Genomic DNA, 23,457 nt, shown 5'->3' on the forward strand with positions numbered 1-23,457 from the left:
GCAGCTCTTCGGAATGAGCGCAGCACATGCCCAGCAACTTACGGCCGAACCGGCCGGTCCATCCATCGACGGGCCGCGCTGACCTACCGCCCGCCGAACACCGCCTTCCGCTTCTCCGCGAACGCCCGGACACCCTCCACCCCGTCGGCGGTCCGGTAGAGGCCGAGCAGCAGCTCGCGCTCCAGGGCAAAGCCCTCCCCGGCCGCGGCGGCGCGGACGGCCGTCTTGGCCGCCGCGAGGGCGTGCGGGGCCCGTCGGGTGAGCTCCTGGGCCCAGGCCAGCGCCTCGGGCACCACGTCGTCGGCGGGACGGACCCGGTTGACCACCCCGAGCCGGTGCGCCTCGGCCGCATCCAGGCCGCCCGCGGTGAGGATCAGCTCGAGCGTCCGGTGCACTCCGAGCAGCCGGGTGAGGCGCTGCGTCCCGCCCCAGCCGGGGATCAGGCCCAGCTCGGTCTCGGGGAGGCCGAACCGGGCGTCCTGCGCGGCGACGACCAGGTCGCACGCCAGCACGACCTCGAACCCGCCGCCGAGCGCGAGCCCGCGCACCGCCGCCACGGTCGGTACCGGCAGCTCCGCGATCCGGCGGCAGAGCGCCCCCGCCGTCTCGGTGATCGTGCGCAGCTGCCCCGGGGAGGCGTCGAGGTAGCCGCGGATGTCGGCGCCCGCGGAGAACGCCCGCGGCCCGCCGGTGAGGACGACCGCCCTGACCTCGCGGTCGGCGGCCACCCGCGCCAGGTGCGCGTCCAGCTCGCCGAGCATCTGCAGGTCGAAGGCGTTGAGCTTGCGGGGCCGGTCCAGCACCAGCAGCTCGACCGCACCGTGGCGCTCGGCGCGGACGGCGTTGTCGTCAGCCACGGACGACCCCCTTCGCCACCAGCGCGTCGATCTGCTCCGCGGTGAGGTCCAGCTCGGCGAGGACGGCGCGGGTGTGCTCGCCCAGCGCGGGCGGCAGCGACCGCAGTCCCGGCCGCTCACCGTCGTAGCGCACCGGGTGACCGAGCACCGCCACCTCTCCCGCGGTCGGGTGGTCGAAGCGCAGCACCGACTCGTTGTGGCGCACCTGGGGATCGTCGACGACCGCCGCGTAGTCGTTGACCGGCGCGAACCAGACCTTGCGTTCGGTGAACAGGTCCTCCCACTCCTTGGTCGTGCGCGCGGCGAGGTGTCCCGCGACGCGCTCGTTGACCTCCTCGCGCCGGGCCAGCACCTCGTCGTCGGCGACGCTCGCGAACCACGGGTCGTCGAGGACCGCCGCGAGCACCGGCGGGGCCGTGATCGAGACGCAGATGTGCCCGTCGGCCGTCGGGAAGACGCCGTAGGGCGCCTTGTAGAACATCGACGAGATCCGCGACGGGCTGCGCTCGCCGCGGGACCCGTTGAGGTGGTAGGCGAGCGGCTCGATCTGCAGGTCGAGGGCGGCGCTGAGCAGGTTGCTCTCGACCAGGCAGCCGCGCCCGGTCCGTTCCCGCCCGTGCAGCGCCGCCAGGATGCCGAGCGCGCCGAGGACGGCGCCGTGCTGGTCGACGATCGAGGCGCCGACCGGCGTGGGCGGGGTGTCGCCGCCGCCGGTGGCGTGCGCGAGCCCGGAGAGCGACTGGATCAGGACGTCCTGCCCGGGACGGTCCTTGTAGGGCCCGTCGGCCCCGTAGCCCGACAGCGAGCAGTAGACGAGCCGCGGGTTGAGCTCCTTGAGCGACTCGTAGCCGAGCCCGAGGCGCTCCATCGTGCCCGGGCGGAAGCTCTCGACCAGGACGTCGGCCTCGGCGAGCAGCTTGCGCAGCAGCGCGATCGACTCGGGCGCCTTCATGTCGATGCTCAGGCTGCGCGCGTTGCGGTTGCCCAGCAGGAAGAAGACGCTCTCGCCGTCGAGGTAGGCGTCGGGGCCCGACCAGCCGCGCTCGAACGCGCCGCCGGTCGGCTCGACCTTGATCACGTCGGCGCCGAGGTCGGCGAGGATCTGCGTGGCCGAGGGGCCCTGCAGGAAGTGGGTGAAGCTGACGACGGACACGCCCGAGAGCACGACCGGCCTCCCTTCCGGAGGTTCTTAGTGGGTGGGGACGCCCGCGGCCTCGCGCGCGTCGTCGGCGAGGTCGACGCTCTCCAGCGAGATGCCCTTCGTCTCCCGGGCGAAGGCCACCGCGACCGTGGAGATGACGGCTGCGACCAGCAGGTAGACCGAGATCGGCACGGACGAGTCGTAGGCCCGCAGCAGCGACGCGGTGATGAACGGCGCCAGTGACCCGGCGAAAATCGAGGTCATCTGGTAGCCGAAGGACACCCCCGAGTACCGCATCCGGGTCGGGAACATCTCGGCCATCATCGCGGGCTGCGGTGCGTACATCAGTGCGTGCACGACGACGCCGAGGACGAGCGCGACCACGATCAGCACGTCGCTGCCGGTGTCCATCAACGGGAAGCCGACGAAGCCCCAGCCGCACATCAGCACCGAGCCCACGAGGAAGACGGGCCGCCGTCCGATGCGGTCGGCGAGGTGGCCGAACAGCGGCACGACCGCGAAGTGGACGACGTGCGCGACGACCAGCAGCAGGAGGATGTCCGTGGTGCTGCTGCCGACCTTGATCGACAGGTAGGTGATCGAGAACGTGACGACGACCTGGTAGAGGATGTTCTCGGCCACCCGCGCGCCCATCGCCACGAGGATGCCCCGCGGGTAGCGGCGCACCACCTCGAAGACGCCCAGGTTCTGTACGGCCTGCGTCTTCGCCTTCTCCATCGACTGCACGAAGATCGGGGCTTCCTCGACCTGCGTGCGGATGTAGTAGCCGATGATCACGATCACGGCCGACGCCCAGAACGCGACGCGCCACCCCCACGCCAGGAACGCCTCCTCGGGCAGGCCGAAGGCCAGCGACAGCAGCGCCACCGTGGCCAGCAGGTTGCCCACCGGCAGCCCGGCCTGCGGCCAGCTCGACCAGAACCCGCGCCGCTCCGGCGGGCTGTGCTCGCCCACCAGCAGGACGGCTCCGCCCCACTCGCCGCCGACGGCGAAGCCCTGCACGAAGCGCAGGACCACCAGCAGCACCGGAGCCCAGTAGCCGATCGTGGCGAAGCCGGGGAGGCAGCCGATGAGGAACGTGGCGGCTCCGACCAGCAGCAGGCTCACCTGCAGCAGCTTCTTGCGCCCGTACCGGTCGCCGAAGTAGCCGAACACCATGCCGCCCAACGGGCGGGCGACGAACCCGACCGCGTAGATGAGCAGCGCGTTGATGACGCCGTCGAGGGGGTCGTCGGCGCTCGGGAAGAACAGCGTGCCGAAGACCAGCGCGGAGCCGGCCGAGTAGAGCAGGAACTCGTACCACTCGGCCACCGTCCCCGCCATGGAGGCGGCAATGACCTTGCGCAACTTCGTGGGACTGGTCGCGGTCACTTCCGCGCCGGGGAGGGGGCGACTCACCGATGGCTCCTTCGCCTGTGGTCGGGTGGTACGGAGGGGTCAGAGGCGCCGCAGTTCAGAGGGCGCTGGTTCAGAGGGCGCTGCCGTGCTCGCGCATCACCGCGCGGACGTCGGCGCCGTCGATCTCGCGGTAGCGCAGCGACCTGCGCAGCGACAGCGACGTGGCGACGGCCGCCGCGTGGCCGTACTCGAAGCACTGCGCGGTCACGCGCGCCGACGCGAGCGCCTCGTGCTCCGCGGACAGGCAGCGGCCCGCGGTGATGACGTTCTCGCCGGTCGCGGGCACGAGGGCCAGGTAGGGGACCTCGTAGACGTCGTCGAACAGCCACTCCAGGCGCGGCCGGTCGCCGCTGTGCAGCTCGATCGGCCACGGTGACCGGACCACGCCGTCGGGCCGCTTGCGACACGCCAGGACGTCGTCGTTGCGGAGGGTCTCGGCGCCGACGATGGAGCGGGTCTGCCGGATGCCCGCCTCGACGCCGGTGTCGACGACGTGGGCGGCGGCGCAGCCGGGGACGTGCGCTCGCAGGAACGCCGCGTAGTCCCGGACCTGGGCACGGCCGAGGATCTCGGCCTCGGTGAAGTCGGCGGGATCGACGACGTTGAGCATCCGGCCGTCGCGCGCGGTCAGCCGGGTGGCGTTGACCAGCAACTCGTGCGGCCGGGTGGTGCGGAAGATCCAGATCTTGGAACGGGGCAGGTCCAGCCCCTCGCCGCGGGCGGCGATGATCGCGTCCGACACCCAGGGCTCGCAGATCGTGTCGCGGCCCCACGCCCGGTCGAACTCCGGCACGTCGACGTCGCCGAGCCGGAAGAACATCGTGGGGTTCTGGATGGAGCCGTCGGCGCCGAAGACGGTGCGGTGCCCCGCCCGCGCGACGACCGCGGCGTCGCCGGACGCGTCGATGGTGCGGGCGGCGCGGATCGTGGAACGGCCTGCGGTGGACTCGACGACGACGCCGTGGTGGGTCCCGTCCGCGTCGAGCAGGACCCCGACCACGGTGGTGTGCAGCAGGACCGTGACGCCCGCCGTCACGAGCAGGTGGTCGGCGACCTCGCGCCAGACGAGGGGATCGTGCGCCTCGGTGAGCGTCTTGCCGTAGAGCTGCGGCTCGGTGAGCCCGCCGCGCTCGAGCAGGAGCTCGCGGAAGCGGCCCGTGAACCCCTCGATGACGCGCCGGCGGCCGTCCTCGGACTCGGAGGCCAGGTAGGAGCCGCAGATCGTCCCGGACATCCCCGCGACGGCGGCGCCGCCGCAGAAGCCGTACTTCTCGACCAGCACCACGGAGTGGCCCGCCTCGGCGGCGACCGTCGCGGCCGCGACCCCGGCCGCACCGCCTCCGACCACCACGACGTCGACCTCGTGCAGCACCGGGAGACCGGCGCCTCCGTCGTTGCTCAGCTGCCACCCGGGGAATTCGTCGACCGGTCGTGCATCGCTCATATATCGGTTCTACATCGGCAGCATGCCCGCTGGCAAGGCCGACCTTCACGCGGACGGCATCACCAGCTCCGCCATCCGCTCCGGTGCCCGGGCCGCGGCCTCCTCCCGGACGGCGGCGTCGAAGTGGGTGCGCGCGTGCTCCGTCCACTCCCTCTCGCTGCACCCCGGGTCGAAATCGCACTCGAGGTGGGTGGCGTGCAGCGCCGCCAGTGCCTGGATTCCGGCGACGAGCCCGTCGAGCAGGCAGCGGGCGGGGCGAGCGGGGTCCAGCGCGGTGAAGAACGGGCCGTCCTCGGCGGGCTCGCTCGGGGCGAGGAGCATCCCCCGCGACGTCAGCACCGCCATCCGCAACAGCTCCTGCGCGATGCCCAGCGGTGTCCGGTCCGGCCGGCCGACGGCCGCCATGCGCACCACGGTGCCGGCGACCGCCGAATCGAAGTACTCGACCTGCTCGGCCTGTTCGAGGACGTCCTCCCCGGTGGTCCGGGCGAGACGCTCCACGACGGTGACGGCCGCCAGGAACCAGTGGATCGCGGCGACGGCGGCGGCAGCGGGCTCGACCTGCGTGTACAGCCCCGGGCCGCACATCGGCACCTCGTGCAGCAGCCGGTCGGCCTCCGCGATCTGCGCCGGCGACGGTGTCACGCGGGTGAGCATCACGGCCTGGCGCGCGCGGCCCGCGAGGTCGCCGCGCTCGGCGTTCCCGGCGGCGGCCATCTCCTCCTCGACGTCGGCCACGACCGCTCGGGTGACCCCGGCGCTCCCCACCTCGCACAGCTCCCGCCCGACGCGGTGCGCGCTCTCCACGACCGGGTGCATCTCCACGCGCACGATGCCGGCTTGCGGGAGGTGCGGGCGGCGGATCGCCCCGACTGCCGCCGCCACGGGGATGTCGAAGACCTCCGGCTGGAGGTAGCTCAACCACACCGCCTCGGACAGCCGGGTCAGGGCCTGGGCCAGGTGCAGGCCGGCCGTCTCCTGCGTGGCGGCGTTCAGGTGCGCAACCAGCTGCGCGGTGGCGCCGATGCCGGTGTCCCACACGGCGACGAGCTGGTGGGTGCCGGTGTCGTAGGCGTAGGTCGTCATCGGCGCAGGATCGCGCTGCGACACCCGTCGGTGGGGCGGAACGGGCGATTTCGTTCGCACCTGTGAACGACGTGGCAAGGTGATGCGGATGCGGATCAGCGTGCTGACCTTCCTCGGGAACCGCGACCCGGTGAACGGCTACGTCGAGCGCCTGCGGCAGGTCCGCGACGAGGGCTTCACGCGGGCGTGGACGTCGCAGCTCCCCCAGGACCCCGACCTGCTGACCACCCTGGCCGTGGCGCTGCGCGAGGTCGAGGGCATCGAGGTCGGCACGGGTGTGCTGCCGATCCAGGTGCAGCACCCGATGGCGCTGGCCCAGCGCGCCCTGACCGTCAACCTGATCTCCGGCGGACGGCTGCTGCTGGGGCTCGGGCTGAGCCACCAGATCGTGGTCGAGAACGTCTGGGGCATGTCGTGGGAGCGGCCGGTGCGGCGGATGCGGGAGTTCCTCGACGGGCTCCTGCCCCTGCTCGCCGGGGATGCCGCCGACGCAACCGGGGAGTTCACCAGCACACGCGGGCGGCTGGTGATCCACGACGCCCCGACACCTCCGGTGTACATCGCCGCCCTCGGCCCGCAGATGCTGCGCCTCGCAGGGCGGCGCACCGCCGGCACGATGACCTGGATGACCGGGCCCCGCACGCTCGCCGAACACACCGGCCCCGGGTTGCGCGAGGCGGCCGACGGGCGTCCGGTGGAGGTGATCGCGGCGCTGCCGATCTGCGTCACCGACGACGCCGCGGCCGCCCGCGCGCAGGCGGCCGAGAACTTCGAGACCTACGGGAAGCTGCCCTCCTACCGCGCGATGCTCGACCGCGAGGGCTGGGCCGGGCCGGAGGACGCCGCGCTGATCGGCACCGAGTCCGAGGTCGCCGGGCGGGTCGAGGAGATGCGCGCCGCAGGCGTCGCCGAGTTCGTCGGCTCCCCCTTCGGGCCCTCGGAACTGCAGGCCCGCAGCCGCGCGCTCCTCCTGAGCTGCCGTCCGTAGGCTTGCGAGCCGTGGACGATCTGGCATCCGTGAACGGCATCATCGGCCGCGCCGACGAGATGACGATCCCGATCACCGACGAGGGCCTGCTGCGGGGCGACGGTGTGTTCGAGGTCGCCCGCCTCTACGCCGGGCGCCCCTTCGCCTGGGACGAGCACCTCACCCGGCTCGTGCGGTCCGCGGCGAACGTCCGGCTGGAGTTCGACCTCGACGCCGCCCGGGCCGAGGTCGACGCGCTGCTCGCGAAGGCCGGCGCGGTCGATGGCACCGTCCGGCTGCTGATCACGCGCGGCGGGCGCCGGGTGGCCGTGCTCGCCCCGCTCCCCGAGCAGCGCGCGAGCGTCACGCTGGGCACCGTCGAGTACGCCCCCACGCGCGTGCTCGACGCGGTCAAGTCGCTGTCCTACGCGGCCAACATGCTCGCCTCCCGGCTCGCGCGCGAGGCAGGCGCGGACGAGGCACTGCTCGTGACGCCGGACTGGCACGTGCTCGAGGCCCCGACGTCGGCGTTCTTCTACGTCCTCGGCGGTCGCCTGCACACCCCGCCGCTGGAGGACCACATCCTCGACTCGATCACCCGCCGCCACGTCCTCACGCTCTCCCGCGTGGCCGAACGGAGCCTGGACCGCGCGGAGCTCCCCCGGCTGGAGGAGGCGTTCCTGGCCTCGACCACGCGCGAGGTCCAGCCGGTGGCCGCGATCGACGGGCGTGCGCTGCCCGCCGCCCCCGGCCCGCTGACGGCCGCGGCCGCCGAGGCCCTGCGCCGCTACATCGACGCCCGGACCCGATGATCGACGGCGGCACCGCCGAGCGGCCATGATCGATCCGAGATCCAGCTGATCGCCCCGGCGAGGGCGGAAAGCTCGAACTCAGACCGATCACGACCCGTTGATCCTTCCGAGATCCAGCTCATCGCCCCGACGAGGGCGGAAACCTCGACCTCGGACCGATCATGGGTCATCTGCTCACCGCATCGGGTCAGCCCTCGTCGAGCCGGAACCCGATCTTCATGCCGACCTGGAAGTAGCTCACCCGGTCCTCCTGCACGGCCCCGCGGATCTCGGTGACCTCGAACCAGTCCACGTTGCGCAGGGTCTGCGTGGCGCGGCCGATGCCGTGGCGGATGGCCTCGTCGAGGCTGTTGGAGCTGCTGCCGACGATTTCTGTGACGCGGTACACATGGTCCATGCCGTGAGCGAACCACGGACGGCACCGGCGCGCCGGATCCGCGGGACGGGCAGGATGGGGTGGTGACCACCTCGACGCGCCCGGCGCACTCCGGCCTGGACCTCCGGTGGGTCGATCCCGCCATCCGCCCGCAGGACGACCTGTTCGGCCACGTCAACGGCCGCTGGTTGAGCTCGCACGTGATCCCCGACGACCGCGCGCAGGACGGCGCGTTCCGCGCGCTGCGCGACCGGGCCGAGGAGGACGTGCGCGCGATCGTCGAGCAGGCCGAAGGCGAGCCCGGCAGCGATGCCCGCAAGATCGCCGACCTGTACGCCTCCTTCATGGACGTCGAGCGGATCGAGGCGCTCGGCACCGCCCCGCTGCAGCCGCTGCTCGACGAGGTCGCGGCCGCGGGCGACAAGGCCGCGCTGGCCGCCGTGCTCGGGCGCCGGCAGCGGGAGGGGCGCACGGCGCTGGCGGCCGCGTTCGTCAGCACCGACCCGAAGAACGCCGAGCGCTACCTCGTGCAGCTCGAGCAGTCCGGGCTCGGGCTGCCCGACGAGTCCTACTACCGCGAGGACGCCCACGCCGAGACGCGCGCCGCGTACGTCGCGCACCTCGCCCGGCTGGCCGAGCTGGTCGGGCTGCCCGACCCGGCCGGGCTCGCCGAGCGCGTCATGGAGCTGGAGACCGCGCTCGCGGCCGTCTCCTGGGACCGCGTCACCAACCGCGACGCCGAGAAGACCTACACGCTCATGACGCTGCCCGCGCTGCGGGAGAACGCGCCGGAGTTCGACTGGGAGCAGTGGCTGGCGGCGTTCGACGCCCCCGCCAACGCCTTCGACGAGGTCATCGTGCGGCAGCCGAGCTTCGTGGCCGCGGCCGCGAAGCTGTGGGCCGAGCGTCCCCTGTCGCAGTGGCAGGAGTGGCTCGCCATCCGCACCGTCTCGGCGTGCGCCGACTACCTCACCGAGGCGATCGTCGAGGAGGACTTCGCGTTCTACGGCCGCACGCTGTCGGGCACACCGCAGCTGCGGGAGCGGTGGAAGCGCGGGGTCTCGGTCGTCGAGGGCGCCGTCGGTGAGGCGGTGGGCGCGCTCTACGTCGAGCGGCACTTCCCGGCCGCGGCCAAGGAGCGGATGGTCGAGCTCGTCGCCAACCTCGTGGAGGCCTACCGGCGCAGCATCTCCGAGCTGGACTGGATGAGCCCGGCCACCCGCGAGCGGGCGCTGGAGAAGCTCGGCAGGTTCACCCCCAAGATCGGTTACCCGGACCGGTGGAAGGACTACTCCGCGCTGGAGATCCGGCCCGACGACCTGCTCGGCAACGCGTCGCGCGCCGCCTCCTGGCACACCGACTTCCAGCTCGCGAAGGTCGGCGGCCCGGTGGACCGCGACGAGTGGCTGATGACGCCGCAGACCGTCAACGCCTACTACCACCCGCGGCTGAACGAGATCGTGTTCCCGGCCGCGATCCTGCAGCCGCCGTTCTTCGACCCCGAGGCCGACGACGCGGCCAACTACGGCGGCATCGGCGCCGTGATCGGCCACGAGATCGGGCACGGCTTCGACGACCAGGGATCGAAGTACGACGGCGACGGCACCATGACCGACTGGTGGGAGACGGGCGACCGCGCCGAGTTCGACCGCCGCTCCCAGGCCCTGATCGCCCAGTACGACGCCCTCTCCCCCGCCGGGCTGTCCGGCCACACGGTCAACGGCGCGCTCACCGTCGGCGAGAACATCGGCGACCTCGGCGGCCTGACCATCGCGATCAAGGCCTACGAGATCGCACGGGGCGGCGTCGAGGCGCCGGTGCTCGACGGTTTCACCGGGCTGCAGCGCGTGCTCATCGCGTGGGCGCAGGTGTGGCGGGCGGTCACCCGCGAGGCCGAGGCGGTCCGCAGGCTGACCATCGACCCGCACTCCCCGCCGGACCTGCGCTGCAACGCCGTCGTCACCAACCTCGACGCGTTCCACGAGGCGTTCGGCGTGCAGCCCGACGACGCGCTGTACCGGGAGCCCGGGCAGCGGGTGCGCATCTGGTGACGCAGACCTGGGGCAGCGCCGAGTGCGCGGCGGCCTGGGGCGTCAAGCCCGCGACGTGGCTCGGCTACGTCTCGCGCGGGCAGGCCCCGGCCCCGCTCCCGGAGCCGGACGCGCAGGGGCGCAAGCGGTGGGACGCCGACGAGGTGCGTGACTACCCGCGTCCCGGCGCGGGGCGCAGCCGGGCCGGCGCCGGGGCCGAGGCGGATGCCCTGCTCGGGCAGATGCGGGAGGTCGCCGAGCGCCTGGAGGAGCTGCGCGGCCGCCAGCAGGAGCTGCTGACGACCGGAAAGCAGCAGGGCCTGGAGACGAGCGCGATGGCGAAGGCGCTGGGCATCTCGCGCCAGACGGCGTACGCCTGGCTGAAGGAGTAGTAGCGCCCTCCGCGCTCAGCCGCGGCGTCCGGCCTGGCGTCGCAGCTCGTTGCGGGCGAGCGCGTTCTTGTGCACCTCGTCCGGCCCGTCGGCGAACCGCAGGGTGCGGATGCTCGCGAACAGCTTGGCCAGCGGGAAGTCCTGCGACAGCCCGCCGGCGCCGTGCACCTGGATGGCCTTGTCCACGATCCACTCCACCGTCTGCGGTGCGGCGATCTTGATGGCCTGGATCTCGGTGTGCGCGCCCTTGTTGCCCGCGGTGTCCATCAGCCAGGCGGCCTTGAGCGTGAGCAGCCGCAGCTGCTCGATCCGCACCCGGGCCTCGGCGATCCAGTCCCGGATCACGCCCTGCTCGGACAGCCGCTTGCCGAACGCCTCCCGCTGCGACGCGCGGTCGCACATCAGCTCCAGCGCCCGCTCCGCGACGCCGACCACACGCATGCAGTGGTGGATGCGGCCGGGGCCCAGCCGTGCCTGGGCGATCGCGAACCCGTCGCCCTCCTGCCCGATCAGGTTCGCCGCCGGCACCCGCACGTCGGCGAGCTCCAACTCCGCGTGCCCGCCCTTCTCCCGGTCGTCGTAGCCGAAGACCTCCATCCCTCGCTTGATGGTCAGCCCGGGTGTGTCGCGCGGGACGAGGATCATCGACTGCTGCTGGTGCCGCACCGCTTCGGGGTCGGACTTGCCCATGACGATGAAGACCGCGGCGTCCGGGTTGAGCGCCCCTGTGATCCACCACTTGCGGCCGTTGAGGACGTAGTCGTCGCCGTCGCGCTCGATCCGCGTGCTGATGTTGGTGGCGTCCGACGACGCGACGTCGGGCTCGGTCATCGCGAACGACGAGCGGATCTCACCCGCGAGCAGAGGGTCGAGCCACTCCTTGCGCTGCATCTGCGAACCGAACATCGACAGCACTTCCATGTTGCCGGTGTCGGGGGCCGAGCAGTTGATCGCCGCCGGAGCGATGCCGGACCGCCCGGTGATCTCCGCCAGCGGCGCGTACTGCAGGTTCGTGAGGCCTGCGCCGTGCCCGCCGGGCAGGAACAGGTTCCACAGCCCGCGCGAGCGAGCGGCCGCGCGCAGCTCCGAGAGGACCGGCACCGTCGACCAGGCCCACCGGTTCTCCAGCGCGTCGAGCTGGTCGTGGAAGGTCTGCTCGGCCGGGTACACGGCCTCGTCCATGAACGTGAGCAGCTGCGCGCGCAGCTCCTCGGTGCGGGCGTCGAAGGCGAACTCCATCACTGCTCCTCGATCTCGGGCCGGGTACCGATCACCGTTCGCGGGTGAGCGTGACGCCGCCGTCGAGCACGACGAGCTCCCCGGTCATCCAGGACGCGTCCGCGGACAGCAGGAACGCCACCGCGCTGCCGATGTCCGCGGGCTCGCCGAGCCGCTTGAGCGGGTACGCCCGCGCGGCCTTCTCCTCGCCCTCGGCGTAGAGCGCCATGGCGAAGTCGGTCTTGACGACGGCCGGGGCCACCGCGTTGACGCGCACCACCGGCCCGAGCTCCACGGCCAGCTGCCGGGTCATGTTGATCAGCATCGCCTTGCTGGCTCCGTAGAACCCGATCCCCGGCGAGGACCCGAGCCCGGCCACCGAGGCGACGTTGACCACGGATCCGCCGTGCTCGGCCATCCACCCGTGGTAGGCCCGCTGCGTCCACGACAGCGCGCCGAGGCAGTTGACCTCGACGATCTTGCGCGCTGCGGCGAGGTCGAGGTCGATGAGCCGCCCGTACACCGGGTTGATCCCGGCGTTGTTCACGAGGCAGTCGATCCGGCCGAACGCCGCCAGCGTCGCCTCGACCGCCGACTCCTGGTGCTCGGCGTCGTCGCCCTTCCCCGCCACCGCGATCGCCCGTTCCGGGCCCAGCGCCGCGACCGCCTGGTCCAGCGGTTCCTGCTTGCGCGCGGTGAGGCACACCCGCCCGCCCTCGTCGACGATCCGCTGCGCGATCGCGAGCCCGATGCCCCGGCTGGCGCCGGTGACGATCGCGGCCTTGCCCTCGAACCTCGTGTCCACTAGCGACGTCCTCCCTGGTCGATGCTCTGCAGCCCGGCCGCCAGCAGCGGTTCCACGGCCCGCCCGACGGTGTCGAAGCCCTCCCCCACGGTCTGCCCCTGCTGGTACCGGTAGTGGATCCCCTCGCAGATCACGGCCGACTTGAAGTAGGCGAGCGCGAGGTAGAAGCCCAGCCGCGACAGGTCGCGCCCGCTCCGCTCGGCGTAGCGGGCCACGACCTCCTGCGGCGACGGGAACCCCGGTGCGGTCGCGACACCGCCGAGGAAGGTGCCCCCGAGCTCGTGGCGGCGCTGGTAGACCAGCAGCAGCCCGACGTCGGCCAGCGGGTCGCCGAGCGTGGCCATCTCCCAGTCCAGGACCGCGCGGATCCGCCCGTCGTGGACGAGCACGTTGTCGAGCCGGTAGTCGCCGTGCACGATCGCGGCGGGCTGCTGCTCCGGCACGCTCCCGGCGAGCAGTCGGTGCAGCGCGTCGGCCCCGGCGAGGTCGCGGCTGTGGGAGGCGTCGAGCTGCTGCTTCCAGCGCTTCACCTGCCGGGCGAGGTACCCGTCGGGGCGGCCGAAGTCGCCCAGGCCCACCTCGGTCCGGTCCACCGCGTGGAGCTCGGCGAGGGTGTCGACCAGCCGCAGGGCGAGCGCGCGGACCTCCTCCGGGCCGAACGGGGCGAGCTCGTCGGCCGTCCGGTACGGCACGCCCTCGACCTTCTCCATCACGTAGAAGGGCGCGCCGATCACGTCCGGGTCCGTGCACAGGACGAACGTCCGCGGCACCGGCACCGCGGTGTCGCGCAGGGCGGTGATCACGCGGTGCTCGCGGGCCATGTCGTGCGCCGTGGCCAGCACGTGCCCGAGCGGCGGCCGGCGCACGATCCAGGTGGTGTGCCCGTCGCCGACCTCGTAGGTCAGGTTCGACCTCCCGCCGGGGATCACGAGCGCGTGCAGGTCGCCCCGCACCGTCCCCGGCCGGGCGGCGTCGAGGTGGGCGCGCAGGCGGGCGAGGTCCAGGCCCGGCGGGTCGAGCCCCGTCACCGGGTGCCCGCCGCGCCGGTGATCCCGGCCCCGCGGAGCCCGGCCACGTCGGCGGCGGAGTAGCCGAGCTCGGCGAGCACCGCGTCCTCGTCCTCGCCGAGCGCCGGCGACCGGTCACCGGGTCGGGCCGGGGTCCCGGTCAGGCGCAGCGCGGGCCCGGCCATGGGCACCGTCGCCCCGCCTGCCAGCTCGACGTCGTGGGTCATCCCGCGGTCGCGGACGTGCTCGTCGGCCAGCACGTCGCCCACCGACTGCACCGGCCCGCAGACCACGTCGGCTTCCTGCAGCACGTCGACGATCTCGGCCGTGGTCCGCTCGCGCGTCCAGGCCGTGACCACGGGGTTGAGCTCGGCGCGGTGGTGCACCCGCCAGCGCGGCTGCGCGGCCTCCCGCTCCGCCCACTCCGGACAGCCGAGGATCGCGCTGAACCGCTCCCACATGCGCGGTGTCACGGGCGCGAGGTAGACCCAGCCGTCCGCGGCGGGGTAGAGCCCGCAGAACGAGGTGGGCAGCTCGCTGCCGAACCGGGTGGGTGCGAGGCCCGCGGCGGACGCGGCCACGTGGTGGCCGAGCAGGGGCAGCAGCCCGTCGAGCATGCCGACGTCGACGAGCTGCCCGACGCCGGTGCGCTCGCGCGCCGCGAGCCCGAGCAGCACCGCGATGGTGGCCTGCAGGGCGGCGACGTTGTCGGCGACGAACGGCCCCGCGACGGTCGGCGGCCCGTCCGGGGAGCCGGTCATGTCGGCCAGCCCGCTCATCGCCTGCACGATCCCGTCGTAGGCGACCCACCCCGACTTCGGGCCGGTGCGCCCGAACCCGGTGACGTGCACGACCACGGTGCGCTCGTTGACCGCGTGCACGTCGTCCACGCCGAACCCGAGCTTCTCGGGCACGCCGGGCGCGTAGTTGGTGACCAGCACGTCCGCCGTGCGCAGGAGGTCGTGCAGCACCTCCCGGCCCTGGGGGCGCGCCAGGTCGAGCGTGAGGCTGCGCTTGCCCCGGTTGTTGGCGGCGAAGTAGAGGCTGTCGCCCTCGTGCATCGGCCAGGACCGGCGGCCCTGCTCGCCCGTCCTCGGCTCGATCTTGACGACGTCCGCACCGTGGTCGGCGAGGATCTGGCAGCACTGCGGGCCCGCGATGTAGTGCGCGATCTCGAGGACGCGCACCCCGTCCAGGGCGCTCATTCCGATCATGGTCGGCCCCCTCAGGACTCGACGACGGCGATGAGGTCGCCCTCCTGCACGGCGTCGCCCTCGGCCACGGCGATCCGGGCCAGGACACCGGCGGTCTCGGCGACCACGGGGATCTCCATCTTCATCGACTCCAGCACGCAGATCTCGTCCCCGACGTCGACCGCGCTGCCCTCGGCTGCCACCAGCTTCCAGACGTTCGCCACCATCTCGGCTCGGATCTCGGCCAACTGCTGCACCTCCTCGATCACGGCCGCCGCGCTGCGACGAGCCGGTCCACGATTCCCGTGTCGTAGTCGCCCGAGGCGAACTCGGGACCGGCGAGCACCTCCGCCAGGAACGGCAGGTTGCACTTCGGCCCGCGCACCCGGAATGCCGCCAGCGCCCGCCGGGCCCGGTCGAGCACCTGCGCGCGGTCCGCGCCGCTGACGACCAGCTTCGCGAGCAGCGGGTCGAAGTGCGGGGTGACGGTCGTGCCGGCCGCGTAGCCGGAGTCGACCCGGATCCCCGGTCCCGCCGGCTCCACCCACTCCGTGACCGCGCCGGGGCCGGGCAGGAAGCGCACCGGGTCCTCGGCGCACACGCGGAACTCCATCGCGTTGCCCCGCGCCCGCGGCGGCTCCACCCGGACGTCCGCACCCGCCGCCACCTGCAGCTGCAGCGCGACGAGGTCGACCCCGCACACCTCCTCGGTGATCGGGTGCTCCACCTGCAGGCGGGTGTTGACCTCGAGGAAGAAGAACTCGCCGGTGTCGGGCTGCAGCAGGAACTCGACCGTGCCCGCGTTGCGGTAGCCCACGCTCTCCGCCGCGCTGACGGCCGCGGCGCGCAGTCGCGCCCGCAGCGGCGGGTCCACCGCGGGCGACGGGGTCTCCTCCACCACCTTCTGGTGCCGCCGCTGCACCGAGCAGTCCCGCTCGGGGAAGCCGACGACCGAACCGTCGGGCAACCCGAGTACCTGCACCTCCACGTGCCGCGCGCCCGGCAGGTAGCGCTCGAGCAGCACCCGCGCGTCCCCGAACGCGCCGCGCCCGCGCGACGCCGCGGTGGTCACGGCCTTGGTGAGCTGCGTGTCGTCGCCGGCCACGCCCATCCCGATGCCGCCGCCCCCGGCGGTCGCCTTGACCATCAGCGGGTAGCCGAGCCGCCGTGCCGCGGCCAGCGCCCCGTCCGCTCCCGTCACGGCGTCGGCCGTGCCCGGGAGCACCGGCACGCCGTGCCCCGCGACGTGGTTGCGCGCGGCGACCTTGTCGGCCAGCAGCTCCATCGACTCCGGGTCGGGGCCCACCCACAGCAGCCCCTCCTCGACGCACGCGCGCGCCAGCGCCGGGCTCTCCGAGAGGAAGCCGTAGCCGGGGTGCACCGCCTCCGCGCCCGACGTCCGGGCCGCGGCCACCACCGCGTCCACGTCGCGGTACCCATCCGGATCCGCGAGCGCGACCACGTCGTCGGCCTCCCGGACGTGCGGGAGGTCGGCGTCCACGCCGGCGTGCAGCGCGACCGTGCGCACGCCGAGCGCGCGGGCCGTGCGGATCACCCGGCGGGCGATCTCCCCGCGGTTGGCCACCAGCAGGCTCGTGATCACGGTGCTCCCTCCCCGGAAGCCATGTCCCCGGAGGCCATGTCCCCGGAGGCCATGTCACTGCGGGCCTGCTCGCTGAAGGTCCCGACGGCCCACACCTTGGCGAGCTCCCGGCTGACGTCGCCGAGGTCGCGTTCGGGATAGCGGTGCAGGACGAAGCGGTAGTAGGCGTAGTGCTCGGTCATGCCCCCGAGCAGCGCGGCGCCGAGGTCCGGGTCGACGTCCGCGCGCATCAGGCCCTTCTCCACGGCCCGCCCGATCATCCGCGTGATGCGCTCGTGGAAGTCCTTGCGGTTGTCCGCCTGCATCGCCTCGATCTCCGGGTGCGTCTGCATCGTCTCGTGCAGCACCCCGAACAGGTCGGCGTTGCGCGCGTAGAAGCGGAAGTAGCGCTCGGTGGTCACCACGACGGACTCGACCGGGTCCCGAGGGCTCCACCGCGCCTGCGACTCGTCGTAGAGCTGCTGCAGCAGCATGGTGATGAGCTCGATCAGGACGGCGTTCTTGTCCACGTAGTAGCGGTAGAAGGCGCCGTTGGACATACCGGCCTCGGCCGCGACGTCGCTGACCCGGGCGGCGGCGAACCCGTCCCTCCCGAAGACCACGCGTGCCGCGCGGAGCAGCGCTTCCTTCGAGCCCCGGCCCTTCTTGGTCCGCGGATCCGCGACCGGGAGAGCTCGTCCCGCCGTCACGTCCCACCTCGCCTTCACTGCCGCAGTGGTGTCACGCGAGCGTAACCACAGGCCGCGAAAAAAGCGATATTGACGTCACTTTCACGGAATGCCTACCGTGGTGCACGTCACGCAGTCCCGCAACGGAGGGGGCAGGTCACGTGTCACCGGTGCTGGAGGTCGACCACCTGCACGTGTCCTTCCCCGCGGCGGGCGGTCGTCGCAACGCCGCCGTGCGCGACGTGTCGTTCGCGATCGACGAGGGCGAGATCCTCGGCATGGCGGGCGAGAGCGGCAGCGGGAAATCCCTCACGGCGCTGTCGGTGATGGGGCTCGTGCCCCAGCCGCCCGCCGAGATCACCGGGAGCATCCGGTTCGAGGGCGCCGACCTGCTCGGGCTCCGGCCCGCGGAGTGGAACCGCCTGCGCGGGGACCAGATCGGGATGGTCTTCCAGGAGCCGATGACGGCGCTGGACCCGGTCTTCACCGTGGGACGGCAGCTCACCGAGACCCTGCGGGCCCACCGGCGGACGACCCGCCGCGCCGCACGCCGCGCCGCCGTCGAGATGCTCGAGTCCGTCGGCATCCCGCTGCCGGACCGCCGGTTCGACGAGTACCCCCACCAGCTCTCGGGCGGTATGCGCCAACGGGTCATGATCGCTATCGCGCTCATCTGCGAACCCCGGCTGCTCATCGCCGACGAACCCACCACCGCGGTCGACGTCACCATCCAGGCGCAGATCCTCGAGCTCCTGCGCGCGCTGTCGCGCGACCGCGGCACCGCCGTCCTGTTCATCACCCACGACCTGGGCGTGGTCGCCGAGCTGTGCGACCGGATGGTCACGCTCTACGCGGGCGAGGCCGTGGAGGCCGGTGCGGTCGACGACGTCCTGCGCTCCCCGCAGCACCCCTACACCTCCGGCCTGCTGCAGGCGATCCCCCGCATCGAGGACCGGCACCGGGTCCTGCACACGATCCCCGGCCGTGTCCCCGCTCCGAGCGCGACGCCGACGGGCTGCGTGTTCCACCCCCGGTGCAACCACGCCACGACCGAGTGCGCCGACCGCAGGCCCGAGCTCGCACCGCTGCCCGGCCGTTCCCCGCGCCTCGTGCGGTGCAGCCGCTCCGCCGAGCTCCACCTCCCGGGAGCCCGCTGATGACGCCCCTGCTCGACGTCGAGGACCTGTACGTCTCCTACGCCACCCGGCGTCGCGACGAGCGGGTCAAGGCCGTCGACGGCGTCTCCTTCGCGGTGCACGAGGGCGAGACGCTGGGGCTGATCGGCGAGTCGGGGTCCGGGAAGTCGACGCTCGGGCGGGCCCTGATGCGCCTGGTGCGGCCCACCGCGGGCACCGCGCGCCTGCGCGGCACCGACCTGGTCACCCTGCGGGGCCGAGCCGGCCGGGAGATGTCGGCGCACCTGCAGATGGTGTTCCAGGACCCGCACGCCTGCCTCGACCCCCGGATGCGGGTGCTGGCGAGCATCGAGGAGCCGCTCGCGATCCGCCGGGGCGGTGACCGGGAGCGCCGCCACACCCGCGCCCTGGAACTGCTCGACCTCGTGGGGCTGTCGCGCGAGCTGGGTGCGCGCTACCCGCACGAGCTGTCCGGCGGGCAGAAGCAGCGGGTCAACATCGCGCGGGCCCTCGTCCTGGATCCGGCGCTCGTCGTCTGCGACGAGGCGGTGTCGGCGCTCGACGTGGCGCTGCAGGCCGAGATACTGGGGCTGCTGGCCACGCTGCAGTCCGAGCTGGGGCTGGCCTACCTGTTCATCACCCACGACCTGTCGGTGGTGGCGAACATCGCCGACCGCGTCGCCGTCATGTACCTGGGCCGGTTGATGGAGGTCGGTCCGGTCGAGCAGCTCGTCACGCGGCCCCGCCACCCCTACACCGAGGCTCTCGTGTCGGCGCAGCCGCGGATCGGCGGCGACGACGGGCGGGAACGGATCGTCCTGCAGGGCGATATCCCGAGCCCGGTCCACCCGCCGTCGGGCTGCCGGTTCCGGACGCGCTGCCGCTACGCCACGCAGCGTTGCACGGAGGAGGTGCCCGCATGGCGGGAGCTGGGCCCCGGGCACCAGGTCGCCTGCCACCACGCCGACGCGCTCGCGCTCGCCGGGGTCGGATCATGACGCGCCTCTCCCGGCTCCCCTTGCTCGTACTGGGCCTGGTGCTCGCCATCGTCTGCGCCGGCTGTGCCGGGACCAGCGCGGCCACCGCTCCCGGCGTGCTCAAGGTCGCCTGGCCGTCGAACCCGTCCTCGCTCGACCCGCAGCGCGGCAACTCCGGCTCCGACCACGGCGTGCTGTTCACGCTGTACGACACGTTGGTCTCGTTCACCCCGGAGACGCTGGAGCCGGCGCCGGGGTTGGCCCAGTCCTGGGACCAGAGCGACCCGACGGCCCTCGTGCTGCACCTGCGCCGCGGTGTCACCTTCCACGACGGCACGCCCTTCGACGCCGAGGCGGTCCGGTACAACATCGAGCGCGCGCAGGGCGAGCTGTCCAACATCCAGGCCGACGTCCAGGCGATCGCGGGCATCGACGTGCTCGACGCGCACACGGTCCGGCTCAACCTCACCGCGCCCGACTCGTCGCTGCTGCTGACGCTCGCCGACCGCGCCGGGATGATGATCTCCCCCACCGCCGCCGAGCAGCACGGGGAGGCGTTCGAGCGCAACCCGGTGGGCACCGGACCGTGGCGGTTCGTCGAGTGGCAGAACGGCGCACGCGTGCGGGTCGAGCGGTTCGGCGACTACTGGCAGCAGGGGTTGCCCCACCTCGACGGGATCACCTTCACGATCATGACCGACGACTCGACGGCGGTGAACGCGCTGCGGTCGGGCCAGCAGGACTTCGCGTTCGACCCGCCGCCGCAGGACATCGGCAACCTGGAGGAGTCCCCCGGCTTCGACGCGAGCGTCAGCCCGCAGCTCTACCAGAAGATCGTCTACCTCGACGTCGCCGCACCCCCGTTCGACGACGTGCGCGTGCGCCGGGCGCTCAACCTCGCGATCAACCGCGAGCAGCTGCTGGAGGTGGCGCACTTCGGGCGCGGCGAGGTCGGGTGGATGCCGCTGCCGTCGGCGCACTGGGCCTACCCCGAGCCGCTGGTGCCCACCTACCCCTTCGACCCGGAGCAGGCGCGCAGCCTGCTGGCCGAGGCCGGGCACACCGGCGGCGTCGACTTCCCGATGATCGTGTACACCGACCCGACCAGCATCCGGCTGGGCGAGGTGCTCAAGTACCAGCTCGGCAAGGTCGGGATCCGGGTGGACCTCATCCCGACCGAGCTCACCCAGGGCAGCAGCGAGTTCTTCAACGAGCGCCGCTACCCGGCCATGCTGTCGGCCTGGACCGGCAGGCCCGACCCGGCCCTGACCTACAAGCTGATGTTCACCGCGGAGGGCTACTACAACACCGGTCACGTCGGCACGCCCGGCATCGACGAGGCGCTCGCCGCGGCCAACGCCGGTGCGGACCTCGCGCAGCGGCGGGAGGGGCTCGGCCGGCTCGCCGCGACCGTCGCCGACAACGCGCTGTTCGTCCCGCTGTTCTTCCCGGCGAGCGCGGCCGTCTACAGCGACGACGTCAGCGGCTACCAGCCGAGCCTGCTGGGCAAACCGAAGTTCACGACGGTGAGGATCGCGCGATGACGACGACGTCGGCCGCCGCTCCCCGGACCCGGCGGCAGCTTCCCGGGGTGCGAGGGGTGGGCAAGCGGCTCGCCGGGGTGATCCCCACGCTGCTGCTCGCGACGTTCCTCGTGTTCGGCCTGCTGCACCTCATCCCCGGCGACCCGGCCCAGGCCATCGCGGGCGAGAACGCCACCCCGGAACGGCTGGCGCAGCTGCGCGAGCAGCTGGGGCTCGACCGCCCGTTCCTGCTGCAGTACCTCGACTGGCTCGGGGGCGTGGTCACCGGCGACCTCGGGACGTCGCTGTCCACCGGCGAGCCGGTCCTCGACCTGATCGGGCAGCGGCTGCCCACCACGCTGACGCTCGGCGCGGCGTCGCTCGTCGTCGCGGTGGGGATCGGCGTGCCGCTGGGGATCGCGGCGGCGCAGCGGCGGGGCCGGGGCTCCGACTCGGTGATCACCGGGGCGGCGACGTTGGGCATCGCGGTACCGAACTTCTGGCTCGGCATGGTGCTGGTGCTCGTGTTCGCCCTCACCCTGAAATGGCTGCCCGCCACCGGGTTCGTCTCGATCACCGAGAACCCGCTGCGGTCGCTGTGGCACCTGGTGCTGCCCGCGATCGCCCTCGGCGCGGTGGGCGCGGCCGAGGTGTGCCGGCAGCTGCGCAGCGCGATGATCGAGGTGCTGCAGTCGGACTACATGCGCACCCACCAGGCCAAGGGCCTCTCCCGGCACACCCGGATCTGGCGGCACGCCCTGAAGAACTCCGGGCTGCCGCTCGCCACGATCATCGGCCTGCTGGTGAGCCGGGTGCTCGGCGCCACGGTCGTGGTCGAGGCCCTCTTCGCGATCCCCGGCATCGGATCGCTGGTCGTGCAGACCACCACCCAGCGCGACTACCCGATGATCCAGGGGATCGTGCTGGTCACGGCGTTGCTGGTGCTCGCGACCAACCTGCTCGTGGACCTCGTCTACCGGGTCGTCGACCCCCGGATCGCGTGAGGAGCGGCCATGTCCGTCGAGATCCGGTCCGCTGCCCCCACCACCACCGCCGAGCCGCCTCCCGCTGCCGGCGCCGCCGTGCTGTCCCGGCTCGCCCGCGACCCGCGCGCGATCGCCTGCGCCGGGTTCCTGCTGGTGCTGGTCGCGGCCGCGGCGCTGGCCCCGTGGCTCACCCCGCACGACCCGAACGCCCAGAACTACGAGGTCATCCTGCAGCCCGCCGGAACTCCCGGGTACCTGCTGGGCAGCGACGACCTCGGCCGCGACATCCTCAGCAGGCTCCTGCACGGGGCACGGGCGTCGCTGCTGGCCAGCGTGCTCGCCGTCGGCGTGGCGCTCGGGATCGGGATCCCGCTGGGGCTGGCCGCGGGATACCTCGGCGGCGCCGTCGACATGGCCCTGATGCGCGTGATCGACACGCTGCTGTCCTTCCCCGCGATCATCCTCGCCATCGGGATCACGGCCGCCCTGCAGCCCAGCCTCGTCAACTCGATGATCGCGGTGGGCATCGTGTTCGCCCCGTCGGTGGCGCGGCTGATGCGGGCCCAGGTGCTCGCCGTCAAGGAGGAGCCCTACGTCGACGCCGCGCGCACGTTCGGCAGCCGCGGCGGGCACCTGGTCCGGCGCCACCTGCTGCCCAACGCGATCCAGCCCGTGCTGGTGCAGGCGAGCCTGCTGCTGTCGCACGCCCTGATCGCCGAGGCGAGCCTGAGCTTCCTCGGCCTGGGCGTGCAGCCGCCCGGCTCCAGCTGGGGCTCGATGCTCGCCCGCGCCTACACGTTCATCTACCACGCACCGCTGCAGATGCTGGCGCCCGGCATCGCCATCGTGGCGACCGCCCTCGCCTTCACCGTGCTCGGTGACGTCGCGCAGCGCGCCATCGACCCGAAGTTCCGCAGGACGGCCTGAGGAGGCGCTCGAAACGCATGGACCGCACCATCGACACCGGGACCGACGACCTGCTGGCCCGCGTGGAGCGCGGGGTCGGCGTGGTGGTCCTCAACCGGCCCGAGCGGCGCAACGCCCTCTCGCCGGACATGCTGACCGCACTCGCGGCCGTGCTCGCGGACATGGAGGTCGCCGACGACGTCGGCGCCGTCCTGGTCACCGGGGCCGGCACCGCGTTCTGCGCGGGGGGCGACGTCAAGGCGTTCGCCGCGCGCGGCGGCGAGGGCGGCGGGACGAGCGCGCCGCGGGAGGAGCGGGCGCGGCGCCAGCAGGCGATGCAGCACGCCACGACCGGCCGGCTGCACGCGATGGCGAAGCCGACGATCGCGGCGCTGCCGGGCGCCGCGGCGGGCGCGGGGCTGGGGCTCGCGCTGGGCTGCGACCTGCGGATCGGGTGCCCCGACACCGTCATCGCGACGGCGTTCGGGAAGGTCGGGCTCTCCGGCGACTACGGCACGACGTGGCTGCTCTCGCGGCTCGTCGGGCCCAGCCGGGCGCGTCGGCTGATGTTCCTCGGCGAGCGGCTCGACGCGACGGCGGCCCACGAGCTCGGGCTCCTGGACTGGATGGTGGAGGCCGACGCGCTCGCCGGGTTCGCCCTGTCGACCGCCGCCGACCTGGCGGCCGGACCGCGGCAGGCCCTCGCCGCGATGAAGGCCAACCTGCTGGATGCGCAGCGGTGCGACCTCCCCGACGCGATGGACCGCGAGGTACCCCGCCACCTCGAGTGCGGGGTGAGCGCGGACCACCGGGAGGCCGTGCAGGCGTTCGTGGAGAAACGGGCGCCGGTGTTCGGCGCGCGGGTGACGGAGGGGCCATGAGCGACGACGTACTTGCTCCCGCGGAGGCGC

General features: G+C 73.0%; 23 protein-coding genes. 10 read left to right on the forward strand and 13 right to left on the reverse strand.

What is annotated here, in order from left to right:
* Positions 1 to 83: 83 nt before the first annotated feature.
* The 5 genes from CFP66_RS24275 to CFP66_RS24295 form a co-directional block, all read right to left on the reverse strand.
* A complete protein-coding gene (locus tag CFP66_RS24275; RefSeq protein ID WP_094927452.1) occupies positions 84 to 857 on the reverse strand; it encodes an enoyl-CoA hydratase/isomerase family protein in 774 nt (257 codons plus the stop codon).
* Positions 850 to 2,022, reverse strand: coding sequence for a CaiB/BaiF CoA-transferase family protein (locus CFP66_RS24280; protein WP_094927453.1), 1,173 nt, complete (start codon positions 2,020 to 2,022; stop codon positions 850 to 852). Before CFP66_RS24280 ends, CFP66_RS24275 begins: the two co-directional genes overlap by 8 nt.
* Positions 2,023 to 2,046: 24 nt before the next feature.
* A complete protein-coding gene (locus tag CFP66_RS24285; RefSeq protein ID WP_369805149.1) occupies positions 2,047 to 3,417 on the reverse strand; it encodes an MFS transporter in 1,371 nt (456 codons plus the stop codon).
* A 70-nt stretch (positions 3,418 to 3,487) separates the two neighbouring features.
* A complete protein-coding gene (locus tag CFP66_RS24290) occupies positions 3,488 to 4,861 on the reverse strand; it encodes an FAD-dependent oxidoreductase (protein WP_094927454.1) in 1,374 nt (457 codons plus the stop codon).
* A gap of 45 nt (positions 4,862 to 4,906) precedes the next feature.
* Positions 4,907 to 5,947, reverse strand: a complete 1,041-nt coding sequence (locus CFP66_RS24295; RefSeq protein WP_143517370.1) for a hypothetical protein — start codon at positions 5,945 to 5,947, stop codon at positions 4,907 to 4,909.
* 88 nt (positions 5,948 to 6,035) lie between these two features.
* Between CFP66_RS24295 and CFP66_RS24300 the strand changes: the two genes are divergently transcribed.
* Positions 6,036 to 6,935: a TIGR03564 family F420-dependent LLM class oxidoreductase gene (locus tag CFP66_RS24300; RefSeq protein ID WP_198961639.1), complete on the forward strand. Its 900-nt coding sequence runs from the start codon at positions 6,036 to 6,038 to the stop codon at positions 6,933 to 6,935.
* Between the two features lie 11 nt (positions 6,936 to 6,946).
* Positions 6,947 to 7,726 (forward strand): aminotransferase class IV, encoded by a 780-nt coding sequence (locus CFP66_RS24305; protein WP_143517371.1) that lies wholly within the window; start codon positions 6,947 to 6,949, stop codon positions 7,724 to 7,726.
* Between the two features lie 187 nt (positions 7,727 to 7,913).
* Here CFP66_RS24305 and CFP66_RS24310 read toward each other — a convergent pair whose 3' ends face one another.
* Positions 7,914 to 8,123: a dodecin gene (locus CFP66_RS24310; protein WP_094927458.1), complete on the reverse strand. Its 210-nt coding sequence runs from the start codon at positions 8,121 to 8,123 to the stop codon at positions 7,914 to 7,916.
* Between the two features lie 62 nt (positions 8,124 to 8,185).
* Here CFP66_RS24310 and CFP66_RS24315 point away from each other — a divergent pair, with 62 nt between their 5' ends.
* Positions 8,186 to 10,153 (forward strand): M13 family metallopeptidase, encoded by a 1,968-nt coding sequence (locus CFP66_RS24315; RefSeq protein ID WP_094927459.1) that lies wholly within the window; start codon positions 8,186 to 8,188, stop codon positions 10,151 to 10,153.
* Positions 10,150 to 10,524, forward strand: coding sequence for a hypothetical protein (locus tag CFP66_RS24320; protein ID WP_233159681.1), 375 nt, complete (start codon positions 10,150 to 10,152; stop codon positions 10,522 to 10,524). Before CFP66_RS24315 ends, CFP66_RS24320 begins: the two co-directional genes overlap by 4 nt.
* A gap of 15 nt (positions 10,525 to 10,539) precedes the next feature.
* On the opposite strand, the gene CFP66_RS24325 is transcribed toward CFP66_RS24320, so the two are convergent.
* From CFP66_RS24325 to CFP66_RS24355, 7 genes are read right to left on the reverse strand one after another with little or no spacing between them, the layout of a single operon-like run.
* On the reverse strand, positions 10,540 to 11,763 hold the full coding sequence (locus CFP66_RS24325) for an acyl-CoA dehydrogenase family protein (RefSeq protein WP_094927460.1): 1,224 nt from the start codon (positions 11,761 to 11,763) through the stop codon (positions 10,540 to 10,542).
* A gap of 31 nt (positions 11,764 to 11,794) precedes the next feature.
* Complete coding sequence (locus tag CFP66_RS24330) at positions 11,795 to 12,547, reverse strand: SDR family oxidoreductase (protein ID WP_094927461.1); 753 nt, start codon at positions 12,545 to 12,547, stop codon at positions 11,795 to 11,797.
* Positions 12,547 to 13,575 (reverse strand): phosphotransferase family protein, encoded by a 1,029-nt coding sequence (locus tag CFP66_RS24335; RefSeq protein WP_094927462.1) that lies wholly within the window; start codon positions 13,573 to 13,575, stop codon positions 12,547 to 12,549. Before CFP66_RS24335 ends, CFP66_RS24330 begins: the two co-directional genes overlap by 1 nt.
* Positions 13,572 to 14,759 carry a CaiB/BaiF CoA-transferase family protein gene (locus tag CFP66_RS24340; RefSeq protein WP_158228194.1) on the reverse strand — a complete coding sequence of 396 codons (1,188 nt, stop codon included), beginning with the start codon at positions 14,757 to 14,759 and terminating at the stop codon, positions 13,572 to 13,574. Before CFP66_RS24340 ends, CFP66_RS24335 begins: the two co-directional genes overlap by 4 nt.
* Positions 14,760 to 14,779: 20 nt before the next feature.
* Positions 14,780 to 15,004, reverse strand: coding sequence for a biotin/lipoyl-binding carrier protein (locus CFP66_RS24345; RefSeq protein ID WP_198961651.1), 225 nt, complete (start codon positions 15,002 to 15,004; stop codon positions 14,780 to 14,782).
* A gap of 8 nt (positions 15,005 to 15,012) precedes the next feature.
* Positions 15,013 to 16,350, reverse strand: a complete 1,338-nt coding sequence (locus CFP66_RS24350) for an acetyl/propionyl/methylcrotonyl-CoA carboxylase subunit alpha (RefSeq protein ID WP_094927464.1) — start codon at positions 16,348 to 16,350, stop codon at positions 15,013 to 15,015.
* The gene (locus tag CFP66_RS24355; protein WP_158228195.1) at positions 16,347 to 17,039 is read right to left on the reverse strand and encodes a TetR/AcrR family transcriptional regulator; all 693 of its coding nucleotides are present in this window, start codon (positions 17,037 to 17,039) and stop codon (positions 16,347 to 16,349) included. The genes CFP66_RS24350 and CFP66_RS24355 overlap by 4 nt, the downstream gene beginning before the upstream one ends.
* Before the next feature lie 140 nt (positions 17,040 to 17,179).
* Here CFP66_RS24355 and CFP66_RS24360 point away from each other — a divergent pair, with 140 nt between their 5' ends.
* From CFP66_RS24360 to CFP66_RS24385, 6 genes are read left to right on the forward strand one after another with little or no spacing between them, the layout of a single operon-like run.
* Entirely contained in the window at positions 17,180 to 18,175 is a 996-nt protein-coding gene (locus CFP66_RS24360) for an ABC transporter ATP-binding protein (protein WP_094927466.1), read from the forward strand.
* Positions 18,175 to 19,152, forward strand: a complete 978-nt coding sequence (locus CFP66_RS24365) for an ABC transporter ATP-binding protein (protein ID WP_094927467.1) — start codon at positions 18,175 to 18,177, stop codon at positions 19,150 to 19,152. Before CFP66_RS24360 ends, CFP66_RS24365 begins: the two co-directional genes overlap by 1 nt.
* A complete protein-coding gene (locus CFP66_RS24370) occupies positions 19,149 to 20,675 on the forward strand; it encodes an ABC transporter substrate-binding protein (RefSeq protein ID WP_158228196.1) in 1,527 nt (508 codons plus the stop codon). Before CFP66_RS24365 ends, CFP66_RS24370 begins: the two co-directional genes overlap by 4 nt.
* Positions 20,672 to 21,658 (forward strand): ABC transporter permease, encoded by a 987-nt coding sequence (locus CFP66_RS24375; RefSeq protein ID WP_094927469.1) that lies wholly within the window; start codon positions 20,672 to 20,674, stop codon positions 21,656 to 21,658. The genes CFP66_RS24370 and CFP66_RS24375 overlap by 4 nt, the downstream gene beginning before the upstream one ends.
* Before the next feature lie 9 nt (positions 21,659 to 21,667).
* Positions 21,668 to 22,567 carry an ABC transporter permease gene (locus CFP66_RS24380; protein ID WP_094927470.1) on the forward strand — a complete coding sequence of 300 codons (900 nt, stop codon included), beginning with the start codon at positions 21,668 to 21,670 and terminating at the stop codon, positions 22,565 to 22,567.
* A gap of 17 nt (positions 22,568 to 22,584) precedes the next feature.
* Positions 22,585 to 23,427 carry an enoyl-CoA hydratase-related protein gene (locus CFP66_RS24385; protein WP_094927471.1) on the forward strand — a complete coding sequence of 281 codons (843 nt, stop codon included), beginning with the start codon at positions 22,585 to 22,587 and terminating at the stop codon, positions 23,425 to 23,427.
* The last annotated feature ends 30 nt before the right edge of the window (positions 23,428 to 23,457 follow it).

The sequence above is a fragment of the Pseudonocardia sp. MH-G8 genome, from assembly GCF_002262885.1.
In the GTDB taxonomy this organism is placed as follows: Bacteria; Actinomycetota; Actinomycetes; order Mycobacteriales; family Pseudonocardiaceae; genus Pseudonocardia.